We start from the raw sequence: 16,352 nt of genomic DNA, 5'->3' as shown, positions 1-16,352 counted from the left end.
GCTCTGACTATAGTATTCAAACCATATAATCGGACAAATCGACACTTGATTGGCAACAGCAACGGCCTGATGACTAGTCATTAATATAGCGCCGCCTTCATGGGCAAAATCGCGCAATCTGTCTTCCATTCGCGCTACCATATCGACATCAAGGGCAGTAAAAGGCTCATCAAGTAGCCATAATGGTGTCACCTCATGGGTCAATAAATATAACCGTGCAAGGGTAATGCGGCGGGTTTGCCCAGCAGATAAATGGCTTGAGCTAATCGTCTCAAAGCCCTGTAATCCGACCCAAGCCAAGGCGTCATCAATATCAGTAACCCTTGGGCTAATCCCATATAAATTCAGCAAAAAGGTCAGGTTTTGTGCGACCGTTAGATTTGGATGTATACCCAACTGGTGCGACACGTACAAAGGCTGAATAGGTAAATTCGCTGCTCCTTGATAATAAACCTCACCGCTTAACACTGGCAATAACCCAGCCAGCTGCATCAGTAAAGTGGTCTTACCAGTACCATTGGCACCAATTAAATGGCAAATACTACCAGCTGCCAGATTGAGTACTACCCCTTCACATAGAGGGGTTTCGCCGCGCTGAACGGTCAGCTCATCAAGCGCAAGTAAGGCGGTATTCAGAGCTGTCATCAAAACCTCTCATTATTTATTAAGCGGCAGTCAATATTCATCACAAACACAGATGACGTTCATGGCATAATACTTTATGCTTACCCCACCCACACAGTATAACAAATTGTCGATTATTATGACCTCAAAACCTATGCAGACTTCAAAAGATAACCAAAATCTAGATACGCCAGCGCTAACCATAGATGGCTTAATCGAGGCACAAGTTGCGTTTATGCAGCAATGGCTACGCGTGCAAGCTGAACCGCTGTCTATGCAGGCATGGCAATGGTTTGCTGCACAGCCATTGAATAAATATGTCAGCGCCGATGATTTGCAACAGCTGATTAACGACTGGTTACTCAATCAACCGATGACGGATGTGATACGTAAAGATATTCGCGATATCTTGCATACGATTATTTATCATCCAGTCAATGATAACGTGCCGTTGTCTGAGCTGGTGGATGACACTCAAGTGCAGACCCTTGCCAACTATGTCGGTAGCCACGATCAGCAGCGTAATATCTTGATTCATACATTGGTCGGCAACGAGACTTTTGCCGATTTGCTAACCCAAACGCTATATCATGCCATTAATGACTTTATGGAAACCACGCTGGATAAAGCCGGCGCTGCTGGTAAACTGATGAAATTTGGGCGCAGCTCTTTTGAAAAAGCGACCAATAGAAATCTTGATGAAAAACTGCAGGCGTATTTGCATCGTAATATTAAAGATTTAGCACGCCGCGCAGAAGCCAATGCGCAAGAGCATTTATCAAATGACGAAGTCGCACGATTATTAATCACTGGTTGGGCGCGAATCAAAGACCAGCCTGTCAGTCATCTACAGACTTATCTGCGTGATGAACCTGAAAACAGCAGTATCGATCATATCGAAGCCAGCATTCAGCAAAGCTATAACCGCCTGCGCCAGTCACCTTACTTACACAGCCTTGTGGCAGCGAGCATCGATACTTGGTATGGTAATCATCAGTCAGATACTATTGCGACGGTAGTTTCGAGTCTTCATATTGATGAGCAAGCCATGACTCAATTAAGTACAGCGCTATTACCTGTGGTGCACGATGCCATTGAAAGCGAGTGGTTGACGGCACATACTCGTGAAATGTTACAAGCGTTTTATGAGCAACCAAATATTAAAAAAGGCTTAGCATTTAATGCCTAGTCATTTACTGTCTTGACGTATTTGTCTCAATTTTCCATCTCATTCATTTATTTGACAGCACCATACTTATGAGTCAACGTAACACACTCAGCTTGTGGCAAAAACTCAAACAGTTACTGACTGGTTCAGCAGCGCAGGCTGATGAAGTTGATATGATACAAACAGAGCCTCATGACATGTATAGTAGTGGTGCATATAGTAGTGATACAGATGATGAGGATACTAGTGACGCTCATGATGATACCAAAATCGATTTTGAATCTGATGTCAAAAATAAAAGCAAACATTCAGAAACTGACGCCTTTAACTCGAGTGCCAGTCAACACGAAGCTAGCGACACGCCCATTATCGATTTTCTGAAACAGTACTTTAATGATAAGCAATGGCACTATACTCACTATCGACCCAAAAGCAGTAGCAACAAAAACAATGACCGTCAGCAATCGCATCACTTATCGCTTAGAATGCGCAATAAAAGTCTCGATTGCGGCTATTTGTTTCGCGTGCAAGAAAACAACAAGCTGCTGGCAGTCTATGGAATTTTGCCATTTTTAATACCAGAGAGTCATCAAAGCGCGGCGATGCTACTGATTACTCAAATAAATTATGACTTGCTAATCGGCAATCTAGAAATGGATGTCAATGATGGCGAGATACGCTATAAACACGCTATCGATGTCGAAGCGGTAGGCATCGGTAATGATGTTATCGAGCATTTATTGCAAAGTGTCATCGCGATGACCACGGTCGCGAATGAGATATTTAGTGATTTGATCGATAATCAAAACCCTGCGGAAGACTTACCGACATTGCTGACCGAGCTACGTCAACAATCAGATTCTAGAACCTTCTTTTTGCCAACGCAATTTGTGCAGTAATGAACTGACTATCATAGCTATCCGTAGCTTTTACAATGTCTCATCAGCACACTGTTAAAGCGCTTAAACCTATTTATTCTTAACATACTTTTCAAAAAAGACATCCTCTAACACTATGCTAAAAATTGCTTACTCTGATATTTTTCGATATTCTGTGCCGGAAAAACACCGCTTTCCCATGCAAAAATACACCATGATTCCTGAGCGGCTATTGGCTGAAGGCACTATCAGTACCGACAACTTTTTTGCTCCTGCACGTTTGAGCGAAGATGAGATTTTGACCACGCATACTGCGGACTACTGGTATCAGCTGAAAACCCAAACGCTACCACGAAAGGAAGCGCGAGCCATTGGTTTTGAAATGACACCTGAGCTGGTAAAGCGTGGGCGTTATATTGCTCATGCCACTTATGAATGTGCATTATATGCGCAGCAATATGGCGCGGCGATGAATGTCGCAGGTGGCACGCATCATGCGTTTGCTGATCATGGCGAAGGGTTTTGCGTGTTTAATGATGTTTGTATCGCGAGTAATTTACTATTAAATCGTGGACAGGCGCAAAAGATTTTGGTGGTCGATTTAGACGTCCATCAGGCAATGGCAATGCCAGTATTATGGCAGGTGAGCCGCGCGTTTTTGTGTTTAGCATGCATGGCGCAAAGAACTATCCATTTCGAAAGCAAGTATCAGATTTGGATATTGAGCTAGACAATGATACTGGCGATGTGGAATATTTGCAGTTACTAGAGGCGACATTACCACGTTTGATTAGCGACGTTGCGCCCGATATGATATTTTATCAATCCGCTGTCGATGTGCTGGCAACTGATAAATTAGGAAAGTTAGGGCTGACGATAGAGGGTTGTAAAGCGCGTGATGAATATGTGTTACGCCAATCAAAAGCCGCTAAAATTCCTATCGCTATCGTGATGGGTGGTGGCTATTCAGAAGATATCGACGATGTGGTTGAGGCGCACTGTAATACCTTTCGTTTGGCGCAACAGATATTTTTTAATGAAATAACAAAATAACGCGCGCATAAAATAGCATCTAAACAGCCAAATGCCTCGCGAGCTATCTTATAAAAATGCCATAACTCCCTGCCAGCCGACACGAATACCAAGCACGGTAAGTATCAATAAAATAAGCTGACGAAAGCGTGCTTGTGGTAAATAACGACGTAAGCGGATACCAACTAAAAGCGCAGCAATCGATAGTACACTAAGCAGAATAATCAGCTGCCACTCAACACTGCTGAGCGCCATAATAGGCTCGCGTAATACAATTATTTGAGCAATTTTACCCAGAAAATAGCACATATTTCCGACTTTAGCGATGGTATTTTTATCATCGCTGGCAGACAGTAGATACATCATCAATATGGTCGACATGGCATTGGTCGAGCCACCAATCACCCCCGCACTAAAACCAACGATGATTAACACAGGCTTGGTAGCAGGTAGACGGAGTTGCTTACCAAGCAAGCTGCTTATGACGTAAAAACCAATAACCGCTGCCAATAGTAATAAAATATATGCGCTATCGACCCATAGTAAGAGCTTCGCGCCTAGAATACTACCGAGTAAGCTGGTCAATGCCAGTAACCAATAGCGCCTGCCGTAATAGATGAAATTTTGCCAGATTGTGCGCCCGCCACCCGCGAGCCAAGTCATGGCATTAAGCAATAATGACGGAAAAATAACCAACACAATAGCATGTGGTAACGGGTAGATACTAGCAAGCGCAGTGGTCGTCACCAACGTCACACCTAACCCACTAATACCGTGTAGCAACGATGCCAGTGCAAAGATTACCATCAATAACAACGTCTGGGTGCTATCACTATCCATCATATTAGCCATAAACATTAAGACCTAATGTCTGGATTAATGGTGACATAACTAGGCATTGTGACCATTGTGACCATTGTGGCGTTGCCATATTGTCTCACCAATGATGCCAACCAACTGCTCGGCAATTTTATCTTTGCTCGCCTTCTCAAGTGTGACGCTATCGTGCTCATAACGCTCTGAGAAAAATACCTGCATGGCATTGTCATCGCTGGCAAAACCAATGTCTGCTCGTGAAACATCATTACACGCGATCAAATCTAAATCTTTAGACACCAGTTTGCCACGAGCATAGCGCTCGATATCTTGCGTTTCTGCCGCAAAACCGACGACAAACAGCGCTGGATGCGCAAGCGAAATCGTCGCCAAGATATCAGGGTTTTTGACCAAACTCAGCGTCATCGCATCTTGGGTTTTTTTAATTTTTTGCGGGGCAGCTTCTTCAGTACGATAATCAGCGACAGCAGCCGTGGCGATAAAGATATCCGCCATTACATTTTGATTCTCGCTATGAGCATGCTCCTCATCATCAATCTCATGGCTGTGGTTATGACTGTGGCTATGATCATCACCGCAATCACACTCGCATGATGTTCATGTTGATGACTATGGTTGTGTTCGTGATCGTGAGAATGGTCGTGCTCATCTTCAGGCACATACTGTAGCGCACTGTGCGTACCATCCACGCACTGCTGGGCTGCTACCAGCATCTCTTTAGCCGACAATACATCAATACGTGTGACATTCAGCGGAGTCGGCAGTGCCACTTTGCCGCCCGCAATCAAGATAACGTCTGCACCAGCAGCCACGCAAGCACGTGCTAATGCAAATCCCATCTTGCCAGTAGAGTGATTGGACAAGTAGCGCACCGGATCGATAGCTTCTACCGTCGGTCCTGCAGTAATCACCACGCGTTTACCTGCCAATAATTGCGGCGTGGTTTGCATGGCGTTAAATAATAACACTTCTGCCAAGAGCTGCTCAGGTTCAGGCAAACGCCCTGCTCCCACATCACCGCAGGCTTGCTCGCCACTAGCAGGCGCAATAATCTGATAATTCATATCGCGCAGGGTTTGGACATTGAGATTGACCGCAGGGTGCGCCCACATCTGCTGATTCATGGCTGGTGCAATGATGACTGGTGCCGCCGTTGCAAGGCATACGGTTGTCAATAAATCATCAGCCATGCCCATCGCGAGACGCGCAAGCGTATTGGCAGAGGCTGGGGCAATGATGATTAAATCTGCCCATTTCGCCAATTCGATATGCCCCATTCCGGCTTCGGCTTTTTCATCGAGTAATGAGATATGCACCTCATTGCCAGTCAAAGCTTGCAGGGTCAGTGGCGTAATAAAAGCTTGTGCGCCTGTGGTCATAATGACACGCACATCAAAGCCTGCCTTGATTAATAGGCGGGCAAAGATAGCAGATTTATAAGCGGCGATACCGCCAGTGATAGCAAGCACAATATTGGACATAAGCATGGCATCAATAAAAAGTTGAAAGATAAAATTGCGCTTATAGTAACAATTATGAGATAAGTTGGGTAAGAATTTCCGTATTTACTCAATATATCTGGCAGCAATCCATTCTCAAGGAGTGACAATGGCAATTAAAGACTGGCATGAAGATGATAGACCACGTGAAAAACTACTGAAATTTGGGGCAGCTCATTTATCTGATGCCGAGATATTAGCGATATTTCTGCGCACAGGCACCCAGTCACAGTCAGCTATCGAGTTGGCGCGTCATTTGATCGAGCAATTTGGTAGCTTGGCAGAATTATTGGCAGCGCCGCAAGAGACTGTACTGGATTGTCATGGTATTGGTCCTGCCAAATACGCGCAGATATTGGCCTCACTTGAGATGGGCACGCGTTATTTGGACAGTCAGCTTAAAACTGGTCACGCACTTGGGCGCTCGCAAATGGTCAAAGACTATATCAGCACTCAGCTGCGCGGGGAGCATCGCGAAGTCTTTGCGGTACTTTGCTTAGACAATGCGTTAAATCTCATTAATTTTGAGATACTGTTTACTGGCGGCATCTCCTCTTGCTCCGTCTGTATCAAACACGTTCTGCGTCATGCCTTGAGTCACGCCGCCAGCCAACTCATCGTCGCACACAATCATCCGCATACCGATGCGACCCCTTCAACGGCAGACAACTTATTAACTTACGAGCTAAAGAAAGCCTGCGATTTAATCGATTTATCCTTGGTAGACCACATCATTGTTGGACGCAATGAGACATTATCTTATGCCGAAAGCGGCTTAGCGCCTTTTGGATAACTGATTACGACTGTTATTTTTGCCTATATGAGAAAATCTTGATACATATAATCGACACAGCGTAGCATTTTAGCTATTGATAGTTATCGGCAACTGTTTCATATTGATGGCTAAATTTGTCTTTTATTTGTCTGTCACTGGTTAGGTAGTTATCAAAGCCACTTTTGTAAAATGCTCAACAAATTAAAATTGATCATAAAATATGCTACAAAATCCATAACGGCTCATTGGTTTAATTTGGTCACCAGACCTCTAAACATCAGCAAAAATAACAACAAGATTTATTCAAATACTTTAATACACACACATTTTTCGCGCTTTTGGTTTAGCGTTATAAAAGGAGACAGTCATGGCAATTGGCTTATTTATTTTGGCAATCATTATTCAATTAGCCATGGTTTTGGCCATCTTTTTATTGTCCCTATCACGAATCACAGGCAGTATCGTTGCCCTAGTTACCGTCCTTGTCACCGCCTTTATCAGTCCTTGGTCGCTCATTTTGGGCATACCAATCGCTTTACTTTGCATCGTTTTGCTCGTCGCTCCTATTCGTCAGTCACTGATTACCAGACCTGTTTACAAGACTTTGGGCGGGGCAATGCCGAGCATGAGCGATACCGAGCGAGAAGCACTCGATGCGGGTACCAGCTGGTGGGAAAAAGAGCTGTTTATGGGCAATCCCGACTGGGATACTTTTGCTCAATATCCCTATCCAGAGCTGTCGGCAGAAGAGCAAAGCTTTATTGATAATGAAGTAGAAGTACTATGCGCCATGCTTGATGAATGGAAAATTCAGCATGAAGACAAAGAGCTTTCGCCTGAAGCGTGGCAATTTATCAAAGCCAATGGATTTTTAGGCTTAATCATTCCAAAAGAGTTTGGCGGTTTAGATTTTAGCTCTTATGCACAAAGCCGTATCATGAGTAAAATCGCTTCACGCTCGCCGACCGCTGCGGTTACCTGTATGGTGCCAAACTCGCTCGGCCTGGTGAGCTGTTGATGCATTACGGTACAGACGAACAAAAACAGCGCTGGCTACCCGGTCTTGCCAAAGGTGACGAGGTGCCTTGCTTTGGTTTGACGGGCCCAGAAGCGGGCTCCGATGCTGGTGCGATTCCAGATACAGGGGTGGTTTGTTATGGTGCGCATGAGGGCGAGCAAGTACTCGGTTTGCGTATGAACTTTTCTAAGCGCTGGATTACTCTCGCACCTATCGCCACGGTCGTGGGGTTAGCATTCAAGATGCACGATCCTGAAGGTTTGCTTGGCAATCCTGATAAGACCGATTACGGTATCACTTGTGCGCTCGTGCCTGCCAGCCATGAAGGTGTCATCATAGGACCACGCCATAATCCAATTGGCTCGCCATTTATGAATGGTACAGTCGATGGTAAAGACGTCTTTATTCCACTAGATTACATCATCGGCGGCGTCGAAAATGCGGGTCGCGGTTGGCGTATGCTGATGGAGTGCTTGGGCGTTGGTCGCGGCATCTCTTTACCAGCTTTATCAACCTCAGCCAGTGAAATGACGTATCTGTCTGTCGGTGCTTTTGCCAAAGTACGCGAACAGTTTAAAATCTCTGTGGGTAAATTTGAAGGGGTGCAGGACGCGACCAGCCGTATGGCCAGCAACACTTATATGTTAGAGGCGTTCCGTCATCTGGTTACTTGTGGCCTAAATCAAGGCGGCACACCCTCGGTTATGACGGCAATGGCAAAATATTATGCGACTGAGACCATGCGCAGTGTGGTCAACGATGGTATGGATGTCGTTGGTGGTCGTGCAGTACAAATGGGTCCACGTAACTTTTTGGCCACCCCTTATCAGGCAATTCCAGTATCTATCACGGTTGAAGGCGCAAATATCTTGACGCGTTCACTCATGATATTTGGTCAAGGCGCGATGCGTTGCCATCCTTATCTCTTTGATGAGCTGCAATTGCTGCAAAGCGAAGATAAAGAAGGCGCACTCAAACAGTTCGACACACTGTTTTTTAAACATTTGGGTTATACCTTTAATCGCGGCGCAAAAGCATTTGTCGCAGGTTATGTCGGTGGCAGTAATCATGCACCAAGCTTCGCGGACAGCTTTACTCGTCCCTACTACAAATACATCAACCGCCTGAGCGCAAGTTTTGCCTTAACGGCTGATATGGCGTTAGGGTTGCTCGCTGGCGACTTAAAACGTAAAGAGATGCTGTCTGGACGCTTAGCTGATATTCATAGCCATTTATTCATTAGCACTGCTATTTTGCAGTTTTATGAGCATGGTACTAAATCAGCGTCCGAACGCTTGCATGCTGAGGTTGCCTTACAAAATAGCTTATATACCATTCAAGAAGCTTTTGAAGCCTTTTTTGCAAACTTCCCTAATCGCATGGCGGCCAGTTTGGTCAGTTTTGTGACTTTTCCTAGCGGCTCTATCTTTACGCCGCCAAGCGATGAGCTCAAACGCAAGTTGGGCGATGCTTTTATGGATGACTTTGAAGCCAACCCGTTCCGTGATTATCTCAAAACCATGGTCTATTATAATACTGAAGCCGATGATGTCACTGGACGTATGGAACACGCTTATCAAACGCTACTTAGCATCGAGCCATTATGGCAGAGGTTTAAAAAGGCTGAACACAAGGACAGTTTTGAAGGGCTTACTTTTGAGGATCATGTGGTATATGCCAGCCAAAACGGCGATATTACCGAAGAAGAAGCTGAAGTGCTTATTCAGTACAACGCCATACGCTTTGATTCATTATTGACCGATGTATTCGATAAACATTTATTGCATGCTCAAGAGCGCACCAATCCACACAGCCTTGATAATGCCGTACAGCAATTAACGGACTATGCACAATTGAAAAATGACGCGCAAGCTAGAAATGGCATTGCGACAAACATGACAGCTGAAAATGATGTCGACTCTAATAATTTGGGTACGCCCGTCAGTACAGATAAACCAACTGGCGATGCCAACCCCAATCATGGTTATGAGAGTGACGGTGATGTAGAAATGGTCAAAGAGCAAGATACTATTGAGGAGGTACGTGCACAGACCAACTTTGATGAGTCTGAGCCTAAGATCGAAGCACTAGATCATCGCCACCGTGATGCAGAGTCACACTTAAGTGAACGTATGAGTAACAACCATCGTCTGAATCAGCATAATGCTGACGACCTAGAGCCTTCTGAAATATCTGAAGATGCAGAGAATGTGAAGGATAATATAGACAAACCTGCCGCTACTGATCCTAAATGGCAGGATGGTCTACGCCGTGATGAAAGTGACAAAGTCTAAAATAAAAAGCTTTGATAATTCTTAAAATGACAAGCTTTGAAACAATAGGCTTTGAAATAACAAGGCACAAAAGAATCAGGCTTAAAATATTTAAAAAACAATAGGTGTTAAGGCTGCTATAGTCGATTCAATTTAAAAGTAGTACAAGGCAACCGAGTGTAGATGTATATTTAATAGTTCAAGCGAGGTTAACGCAGTAATACTTTTATAGTGGAATGGCAATAGAAGCCTTGCACGATACATTCTGATCATTCACTTAGAAAAGACTGCCCCATTTGAGCAGTCTTTTTTTAGTTATGAATCGCCATTTTTAACCATCAAGGCGTGTTTGATGATTCAACCATGGCACTGACAGAGACTGTTTTTTAGGCAGTTCAACGTTAAAAATAGTCAGTTTAGTCATTCTAAGCCTCTACTTTTAACAATGAAATGGCAAAAAACAGCCCTATCGCCCTCTATTAATATTGGAAATAATACTAAATTCTCCCAGCTCCATATAAAAAATATGTTATAAAACTAATTAAGGCATGAGCATTACCGTCATTTTATGCTTTGTCTAAAACAGTTTTAACGATCAACAGTATCTATTTTTGAATGTTCAACACGCCTTAATATTGGTCAATATGCCTTGTCATTTACCTACTTTACTCGCGAAAAATTCGGCGCAGATAACTTAACTATTGATTTATATTACCTTAGTCATAAAAAAACGTTGCAGTATCCTTAACAATTATTTTATATTGTGCCCCGAAAACGTGACACTAAGTGGAAGTTGAAAGAATTTAATAGACGTAGCAAGAGCGGTGATAATAATGGCAACAATCACATTGATGTGAGCAGCCTATCTATTCGCTACTGGGGCACGTACACAAAGGATATAAGTTATGTGGAAAAATATGGGACTGACCGGCAAGATTATTGTCGCTATGGTACTCGGTATCATACTGGGATTGTTTATAAACTATTCAGGACTGAACGCTGAAGGCGGTTTCATTCATACGTACATTACCAATGGCTTCCTCGCCATTGTCGGCAAGCTATTTGTCAACTCGCTCAAAATGCTAGTCGTGCCTTTGGTGCTGATCTCACTGATTTGCGGTGTTTGCGGTATTGGGGATATTCGTTTGCTTGGTCGCATCGGCACCAAGACATTTCTTATTTATATGATGACAACAGCTCTGGCTATCGCAACAGCGATTGGGCTTGGCGTGCTATTTGGTATCGGTAAAGGCATGAATATCGAAACCGAAGCGGCATTTGAAGCAGCATCAGCGCCGCCGCTACTAGATGTTTTCTCTAATATTATCCCATCAAACCCCATTAGCGCGATGGCAAATGGTGATATGTTATCGATTATTTTCTTTGCTATTTTGATCGGTGTTAGTATCTTGATGGTGGGTAAACCTGCCAAAGGCTTAGTGCAGAGCTTAGAATTAATCAATGAAGTCATCTTAAAAATGGTGACCATCATTATGAATCTTGCGCCTTATGGTGTATTTGCGCTATTGACTAAAGCAATGGCCGAGCTGGGTTTAGACTTGATTTGGTCACTGCTCGGTTATGTGGCGGTATTGGTCGGCTCATTGGCATTCCATTTCTTTGTCACTATGATGATTGTACTCAAAGTCTCTTCAGGCTTATCCATCAAAACCTTTTTGGCAAAAATGCGTGAAGTTCAGATTTTTGCTTTTAGTACGTCAAGCTCGAACGCGACGATTCCTATTACCTTGCGTACGGTCACCAAGCGCATGGGCGTTAATAACTCAGTTGCTTCATTTACGGTGCCATTTGGTGCGACCATCAACATGGATGGTACCGCCATCATGCAAGGTACGGCGACCATTTTCATTGCCAATATCTATGGTATTGACTTGGGCGTGACTGAGTATCTAACTGTCATTCTAATGTCCGTTTTGGCTTCCGTCGGTACCGCTGGTGTACCGGGTGTTGGTCTGATTATGCTATCAATGGTATTTGCCCAAGTCGGTCTACCTATCGAAGGTATCGGTCTTATCTTAGGTGTGGATCGTATCCTTGATATGTTACGTACCGCAGTGAACGTCGGTGGCGATGCCGCTGTGACGGCTATTGTGGCAAAATCAGAAGGTAAAATGGATTTGGCTATTTATAACGATCCTAACGCTGGCGCAAAAGACGTGTTTGATGGTCATATTGATGAAGACAATGAGCGTGAATTCTCTGAAGTCTTTAGTGATGGGATCATGGGCAGTGAGTACGATGATATCGATCGTCGCCGCTAGGCACTCGCATTGAATAAATTTTGATAATTTATTCACGATACATAAAAAACCTCAGTCATATTGGCTGAGGTTTTTTGGGCTTTACTAAATACATTTAGGGCGTGTTGAACAACAATCAACCAAAAACGTATTTGGTTACCATCGCCAAGCATACCACTACAATCATCGGACGAATCAGCTTACTACCGCCCTTGACCACCATATGAGAGCCAAAATACGCACCTATCGTTTGTCCCACCATCATAGCAAGCCCTACTTTCCACAACACATTACCGCCCAAAATAAAGAATATTAACGAGCCAATATTGGTCGATAAATTCAATACCTTTGCTGCGCCTGTTGCTTCGATAATTTGCCGACCGCGCAACGCCACGTTGCCGAGCGCAAAAAACATCCCTGTACCTGGTCCAATATAACCATCATAAAAACCAATTAATGGTGCAACCACTTTTTGCCATTTGCCTTCTGAGATACGCGGCGCAGCTTCTACTTCGCCAAGTCGAGGCGCAAACAAGGTATAAATCCCGATAGCCGCAATCAAAAACGGAATTAGTGTCTCAAGCAGATCCGGCGGCGACATCTGTACAGCGATAGTGCCGAGAACAGAACCGATAAAGGCGCCAACAATGGCTACTTTGATACGTTGCGGTTTGACCACCCCTTTTCTAATCATCGTAATAGAGGCTGCTAGCGCACCTGAAGCGGCTTGTAGCTTATTGGTACCGAGCGTTAGCACTGGTGGGATATTGGCAAGTAACATGGCGGGGATGGTCAATAAACCGCCGCCACCAGCGATGGCATCAATAAAGCCTGCCAACGCTGCCACAGCGGTAAGCATTAATATAACCTCTAACGAAAGCGATAAGTCCATGACGCTGACCTGTAAATTTTATGATGGAAAATGAGGAAGTCCTAAAAACTGGCTTTAAGAACAGGAAATAAAATATTAGTAGCAATGTTGCTATCAAATTTGCTATCAAATTTGCTATTTAGTAGCTGATAGTACTGCTGATATGTATTAAAGCTGTGACAGAACATCACAAAATGCCAATCATTATAAAGATAAAACGCTAAAAAAAGCCAAAAACGTAAAAAAGTCTGCTAGATTTGTCTAACGGCTTAATAAGTATCTAAAATAAGTAGCGATTGATTAAAAGTATGTAACGACTGAGCACGATTTTGTCTGCTCTATCGACTCTATAATATCGCTATTATTAATGTGACAAGCGGCACTTATAACTTTTGGTTGACGTATTTTGTTGTCTATATCAATAAGAGTATGAGAAACTGTTGCTGTCTATCATGTCTTTATGAGTCGTGTCATAGATATTTGAGGTTATTGGATTAATTTGTAATTCGTGTTTAGCAAATGAGGATGATATGGCAATACGCAGGATTAAAGCATTTTTTGAATTTGAGGCAGCGGGCGGTATCGTCCTAGCATTGGCTGCCATTGCTGCAATGATTATTGCCAACTCCCCTCTTAATGTATGGTATGAGGGCTTTATTCACGCACCCGTTGCCATTCAAATCGGTGAGTTTGCTATCGCTAAAGACGCTCATCACTGGATTAATGACGGTTTGATGGCGATTTTCTTTTTCTTAGTGGGACTTGAGCTAAAGCGTGAAGTGCTGATCGGTGAGCTGTCTAACGTTAAGCAAATCATCCTGCCAGCTGGTGCGGCACTCGGTGGCATGATTATGCCAGCGATTGTTTATTTGCTCTTTAACTATAACGAGCCTGAGTTTTGGAAAGGATGGGCAATTCCAGCCGCGACTGATATTGCTTTTGCCCTAGGTATTTTGAGCTTATTAGGCAACCGCGTTCCCAACTCTTTAAAAGTATTTTTAGTATCAATTGCTATTTTTGATGATATTGGCGCCATTTTAATCATCGCTTTATTTTATACCAGTGATTTGTCATTAGAGTCATTGGCAGTGGCAGGTCTATGTCTACCTTTCTTATACCTTCTCAATCGTCGCAACGTCACCAGCATCACGCCTTATCTGCTGATCGGTGTGATCATGTGGATTGCGGTACTCAAGTCCGGCATCCATGCCACCTTGGCTGGCGTGGTCTTAGCACTATTTATTCCTATGTTTGACCGTACTGATCCTGAGCACTCACCACTAGAAGAGCTAGAGCACGATTTACATAACACCGTTGCCTTCGGTATCTTGCCATTATTCGCATTTGCTAACTCAGGCATATCTCTCAAAGGTGCAGGCTTCGCTGAGCTGTTCCATTCAGTACCGCTTGGTATTGCGGCCGGTCTATTCATCGGTAAGCAACTGGGTGTGATGATCATGTGCTGGTTAATCTTTAAGCTTGGTATCTCAACCATGCCAAGAGGCATGAACTATAAGCAGATTTACGGTGCAGCCTTACTCTGTGGTGTTGGTTTTACCATGAGTCTGTTCATTGGCGGTCTGGCATTTGCTGGTGAAACAGCCTTATTTGATGAGCGCTTAGGTATTATTATGGGCTCAATCGTCTCTGGTATCGCAGGTTACCTCATGCTCAAAGTCAGCTTGAAAGACAATGTAAGCGGCACCTCAGTCGATCTGACTCGCCCTCATTAATAAGAGAATGAGCCACTTAAAGGCGATTTAGCTTATCAGTGGCTTATTATTTTATAGTTCACGTACTTTGGCAGCCGAGCATGGTTCATTAAAAGTATTTTTCATTAGCCATATCAGCACTTGCATCAATAGCCATAGAAGAGATAATCATGCGACAGTTTGTACTGCGGCCTTCGTTAAGCTTAGCGCTCCTTGGTAGCATTGTTTTACTATCAAGCTGTGCCACGCTCTCTAAGCAGGAGTGCATCGTTGGTGACTGGCAGGCTATTGGCTACAACGATGGCGTGGCAGGTTACCAATCAGACCGCCTCGCTTCACATGCCAAAGCCTGTGCCAAGGCCAGTGTTGCCCCCAACTATCTGGCATGGGAGCGCGGTCGCAGCTGGGGCTTAAGCAATACTGCACGACCAGTAATGCTTACAATGTCGGTCGGCGCGGACGTCAGCTCAATAATGTCTGCCCCTTAACCTTGGCGAATACACTGCAAACTGCTAATCAAAAAGGCTTAGACTATTACGCCTTAGACAGTCAGTTAGACAAAGACAAGCGCCTCATAGAAACCTACCAAGAAGAATTTGATAAGCTAGAAAGTGGGGCGATGTTAAACTTTGCTAATGAAAAAGAAGCACGCGCGCGCTTACTGTCATTAGCCGACGAGCTGCGTAAAGCCAAACGCCGTATGAACACCACGCAAAGACAATTAGAAGCTCTAAACCAGTCAAATAGCTATTAATACTATTGGCCTTGTGAAATGATCTAATAGGAAAATATTTGGTAAGAAAGCATTTGGTAAAGAGGCATTTAATAAATATGGATTCAATCAACATAACTGATAAACAGACGGCTGCTACTTTGAATCACCAACAACCCTCAATAAAACCTTATCAGCGTCACGGACGGACGACCGCGATTGATGACCATAGTGACTTGCAAGTCTTAAAGCGCATCAAGCGTTATTTATTGCCAAAAGACTTCGTTATCTCGCAAGATTTATTAAATGAAATAGTCGCAGGCTACGATATTGGCGATTCACTGGCAGATACGTTGGCCGCTGACGGCATTCGTTTTGCAAAGCCCCTACAGCAATTTATTATCAGCGACAGTAGCAGTAAATTCGATGCTAATCTCACAAATAACCCTGCATTTAACGCCTTGGCTGAACAATTTAGCCACCATCCCGATTGGTTCGATCCCAAGCTTGCCCAAATCGGTGCGATTGCCTATCGGCGCTATCCGCTGATGCTGATTTGGCTATTACGTAATGTCGCATTGATGGCAGGCTACAGCATTCCTGCCCTCTCCCTGCCGCTCATTCAGACAGGCGCATTGATGCATGATGCCTTGCCCCGCTTGATGCTACGTACGCTTATATCTTAGCCGTCT

At 44.0% G+C, this 16,352-nt stretch carries 9 protein-coding genes and 5 pseudogenes; 10 read left to right on the top strand and 4 right to left on the bottom strand.

Annotated elements, in window-relative coordinates:
• Positions 1 to 16: 16 nt before the first annotated feature.
• Positions 17 to 645, bottom strand: a pseudogene (gene ccmA, locus TT12_RS07335) (heme ABC exporter ATP-binding protein CcmA).
• A 133-nt stretch (positions 646 to 778) separates the two neighbouring features.
• Between ccmA and TT12_RS07330 the strand changes: the two are divergent.
• The 3 genes and pseudogenes from TT12_RS07330 (at position 779) to TT12_RS07320 (ending at position 3,723) form a co-directional block, all read left to right on the top strand.
• The gene (locus TT12_RS07330) at positions 779 to 1,813 is read left to right on the top strand and encodes a hypothetical protein (protein WP_227678892.1); all 1,035 of its coding nucleotides are present in this window, start codon (positions 779 to 781) and stop codon (positions 1,811 to 1,813) included.
• A 68-nt stretch (positions 1,814 to 1,881) separates the two neighbouring features.
• On the top strand, positions 1,882 to 2,691 hold the full coding sequence (locus TT12_RS07325; protein ID WP_045453488.1) for a YbjN domain-containing protein: 810 nt from the start codon (positions 1,882 to 1,884) through the stop codon (positions 2,689 to 2,691).
• A gap of 115 nt (positions 2,692 to 2,806) precedes the next feature.
• Positions 2,807 to 3,723: pseudogene (locus tag TT12_RS07320) on the top strand (histone deacetylase family protein).
• Positions 3,724 to 3,771: 48 nt separating this feature from the next.
• Here TT12_RS07320 and TT12_RS07315 read toward each other — a convergent pair.
• Both TT12_RS07315 and coaBC read right to left on the bottom strand, forming a co-directional pair.
• Positions 3,772 to 4,554 carry a sulfite exporter TauE/SafE family protein gene (locus TT12_RS07315; RefSeq protein WP_201605182.1) on the bottom strand — a complete coding sequence of 261 codons (783 nt, stop codon included), beginning with the start codon at positions 4,552 to 4,554 and terminating at the stop codon, positions 3,772 to 3,774.
• 39 nt (positions 4,555 to 4,593) lie between these two features.
• Positions 4,594 to 6,020, bottom strand: a pseudogene (gene coaBC / locus TT12_RS15470) (bifunctional phosphopantothenoylcysteine decarboxylase/phosphopantothenate--cysteine ligase CoaBC).
• Between the two features lie 127 nt (positions 6,021 to 6,147).
• On the opposite strand from coaBC, the gene radC reads away from it, so the two are divergent.
• The 3 genes and pseudogenes from radC to TT12_RS07290 all read left to right on the top strand — a co-directional run bounded on the left by radC (position 6,148) and on the right by TT12_RS07290 (position 12,386).
• Positions 6,148 to 6,831, top strand: coding sequence for a RadC family protein (radC, locus tag TT12_RS07300; RefSeq protein WP_045453482.1), 684 nt, complete (start codon positions 6,148 to 6,150; stop codon positions 6,829 to 6,831).
• Between the two features lie 349 nt (positions 6,832 to 7,180).
• Positions 7,181 to 10,125 (top strand): annotated as a pseudogene (locus TT12_RS07295) (acyl-CoA dehydrogenase).
• 884 nt (positions 10,126 to 11,009) lie between these two features.
• Positions 11,010 to 12,386 (top strand): dicarboxylate/amino acid:cation symporter, encoded by a 1,377-nt coding sequence (locus TT12_RS07290; RefSeq protein ID WP_045444003.1) that lies wholly within the window; start codon positions 11,010 to 11,012, stop codon positions 12,384 to 12,386.
• A gap of 115 nt (positions 12,387 to 12,501) precedes the next feature.
• Here the strand turns inward: TT12_RS07290 and TT12_RS07285 are convergent, their stop codons facing one another.
• Positions 12,502 to 13,257, bottom strand: a complete 756-nt coding sequence (locus tag TT12_RS07285) for a TSUP family transporter (protein WP_045453480.1) — start codon at positions 13,255 to 13,257, stop codon at positions 12,502 to 12,504.
• Positions 13,258 to 13,766: 509 nt separating this feature from the next.
• Between TT12_RS07285 and nhaA the strand changes: the two genes are divergently transcribed.
• The 4 genes and pseudogenes from nhaA (at position 13,767) to TT12_RS16985 (ending at position 16,346) form a co-directional block, all read left to right on the top strand.
• Complete coding sequence (gene nhaA, locus TT12_RS07280) at positions 13,767 to 14,969, top strand: Na+/H+ antiporter NhaA (RefSeq protein ID WP_045444001.1); 1,203 nt, start codon at positions 13,767 to 13,769, stop codon at positions 14,967 to 14,969.
• A gap of 149 nt (positions 14,970 to 15,118) precedes the next feature.
• A pseudogene (locus TT12_RS15465) lies at positions 15,119 to 15,417 on the top strand (DUF2799 domain-containing protein); the annotation flags it as partial.
• 21 nt (positions 15,418 to 15,438) lie between these two features.
• A complete protein-coding gene (locus TT12_RS15460) occupies positions 15,439 to 15,702 on the top strand; it encodes a hypothetical protein (protein WP_243443475.1) in 264 nt (87 codons plus the stop codon).
• A 77-nt stretch (positions 15,703 to 15,779) separates the two neighbouring features.
• Complete coding sequence (locus TT12_RS16985; protein ID WP_243443474.1) at positions 15,780 to 16,346, top strand: hypothetical protein; 567 nt, start codon at positions 15,780 to 15,782, stop codon at positions 16,344 to 16,346.
• The last annotated feature ends 6 nt before the right edge of the window (positions 16,347 to 16,352 follow it).

The organism is Psychrobacter sp. JCM 18903 (assembly GCF_000586475.1).
Taxonomy (GTDB): domain Bacteria; phylum Pseudomonadota; class Gammaproteobacteria; order Pseudomonadales; family Moraxellaceae; genus Psychrobacter.
The sequence above is the reverse complement of the archived record's forward strand: the minus strand, read 5'-3'. Positions and strand labels throughout refer to the sequence as shown.

What these genes read in the sequence shown, in the direction of transcription:
- TT12_RS07330 (WP_227678892.1), top strand. Translation starts at nt 779, where the DNA reads ATGCAGACTTCAAAAGATAACCAAAATCTAGATACGCCAGCGCTAACC.
- TT12_RS07325 (WP_045453488.1), top strand. Translation starts at nt 1,882, where the DNA reads ATGAGTCAACGTAACACACTCAGCTTGTGGCAAAAACTCAAACAGTTA.
- TT12_RS07315 (WP_201605182.1), bottom strand. Translation starts at nt 4,554, where the DNA reads ATGGCTAATATGATGGATAGTGATAGCACCCAGACGTTGTTATTGATG.
- radC (WP_045453482.1), top strand. Translation starts at nt 6,148, where the DNA reads ATGGCAATTAAAGACTGGCATGAAGATGATAGACCACGTGAAAAACTA.
- TT12_RS07290 (WP_045444003.1), top strand. Translation starts at nt 11,010, where the DNA reads ATGTGGAAAAATATGGGACTGACCGGCAAGATTATTGTCGCTATGGTA.
- TT12_RS07285 (WP_045453480.1), bottom strand. Translation starts at nt 13,257, where the DNA reads ATGGACTTATCGCTTTCGTTAGAGGTTATATTAATGCTTACCGCTGTG.
- nhaA (WP_045444001.1), top strand. Translation starts at nt 13,767, where the DNA reads ATGGCAATACGCAGGATTAAAGCATTTTTTGAATTTGAGGCAGCGGGC.
- TT12_RS16985 (WP_243443474.1), top strand. Translation starts at nt 15,780, where the DNA reads ATGGATTCAATCAACATAACTGATAAACAGACGGCTGCTACTTTGAAT.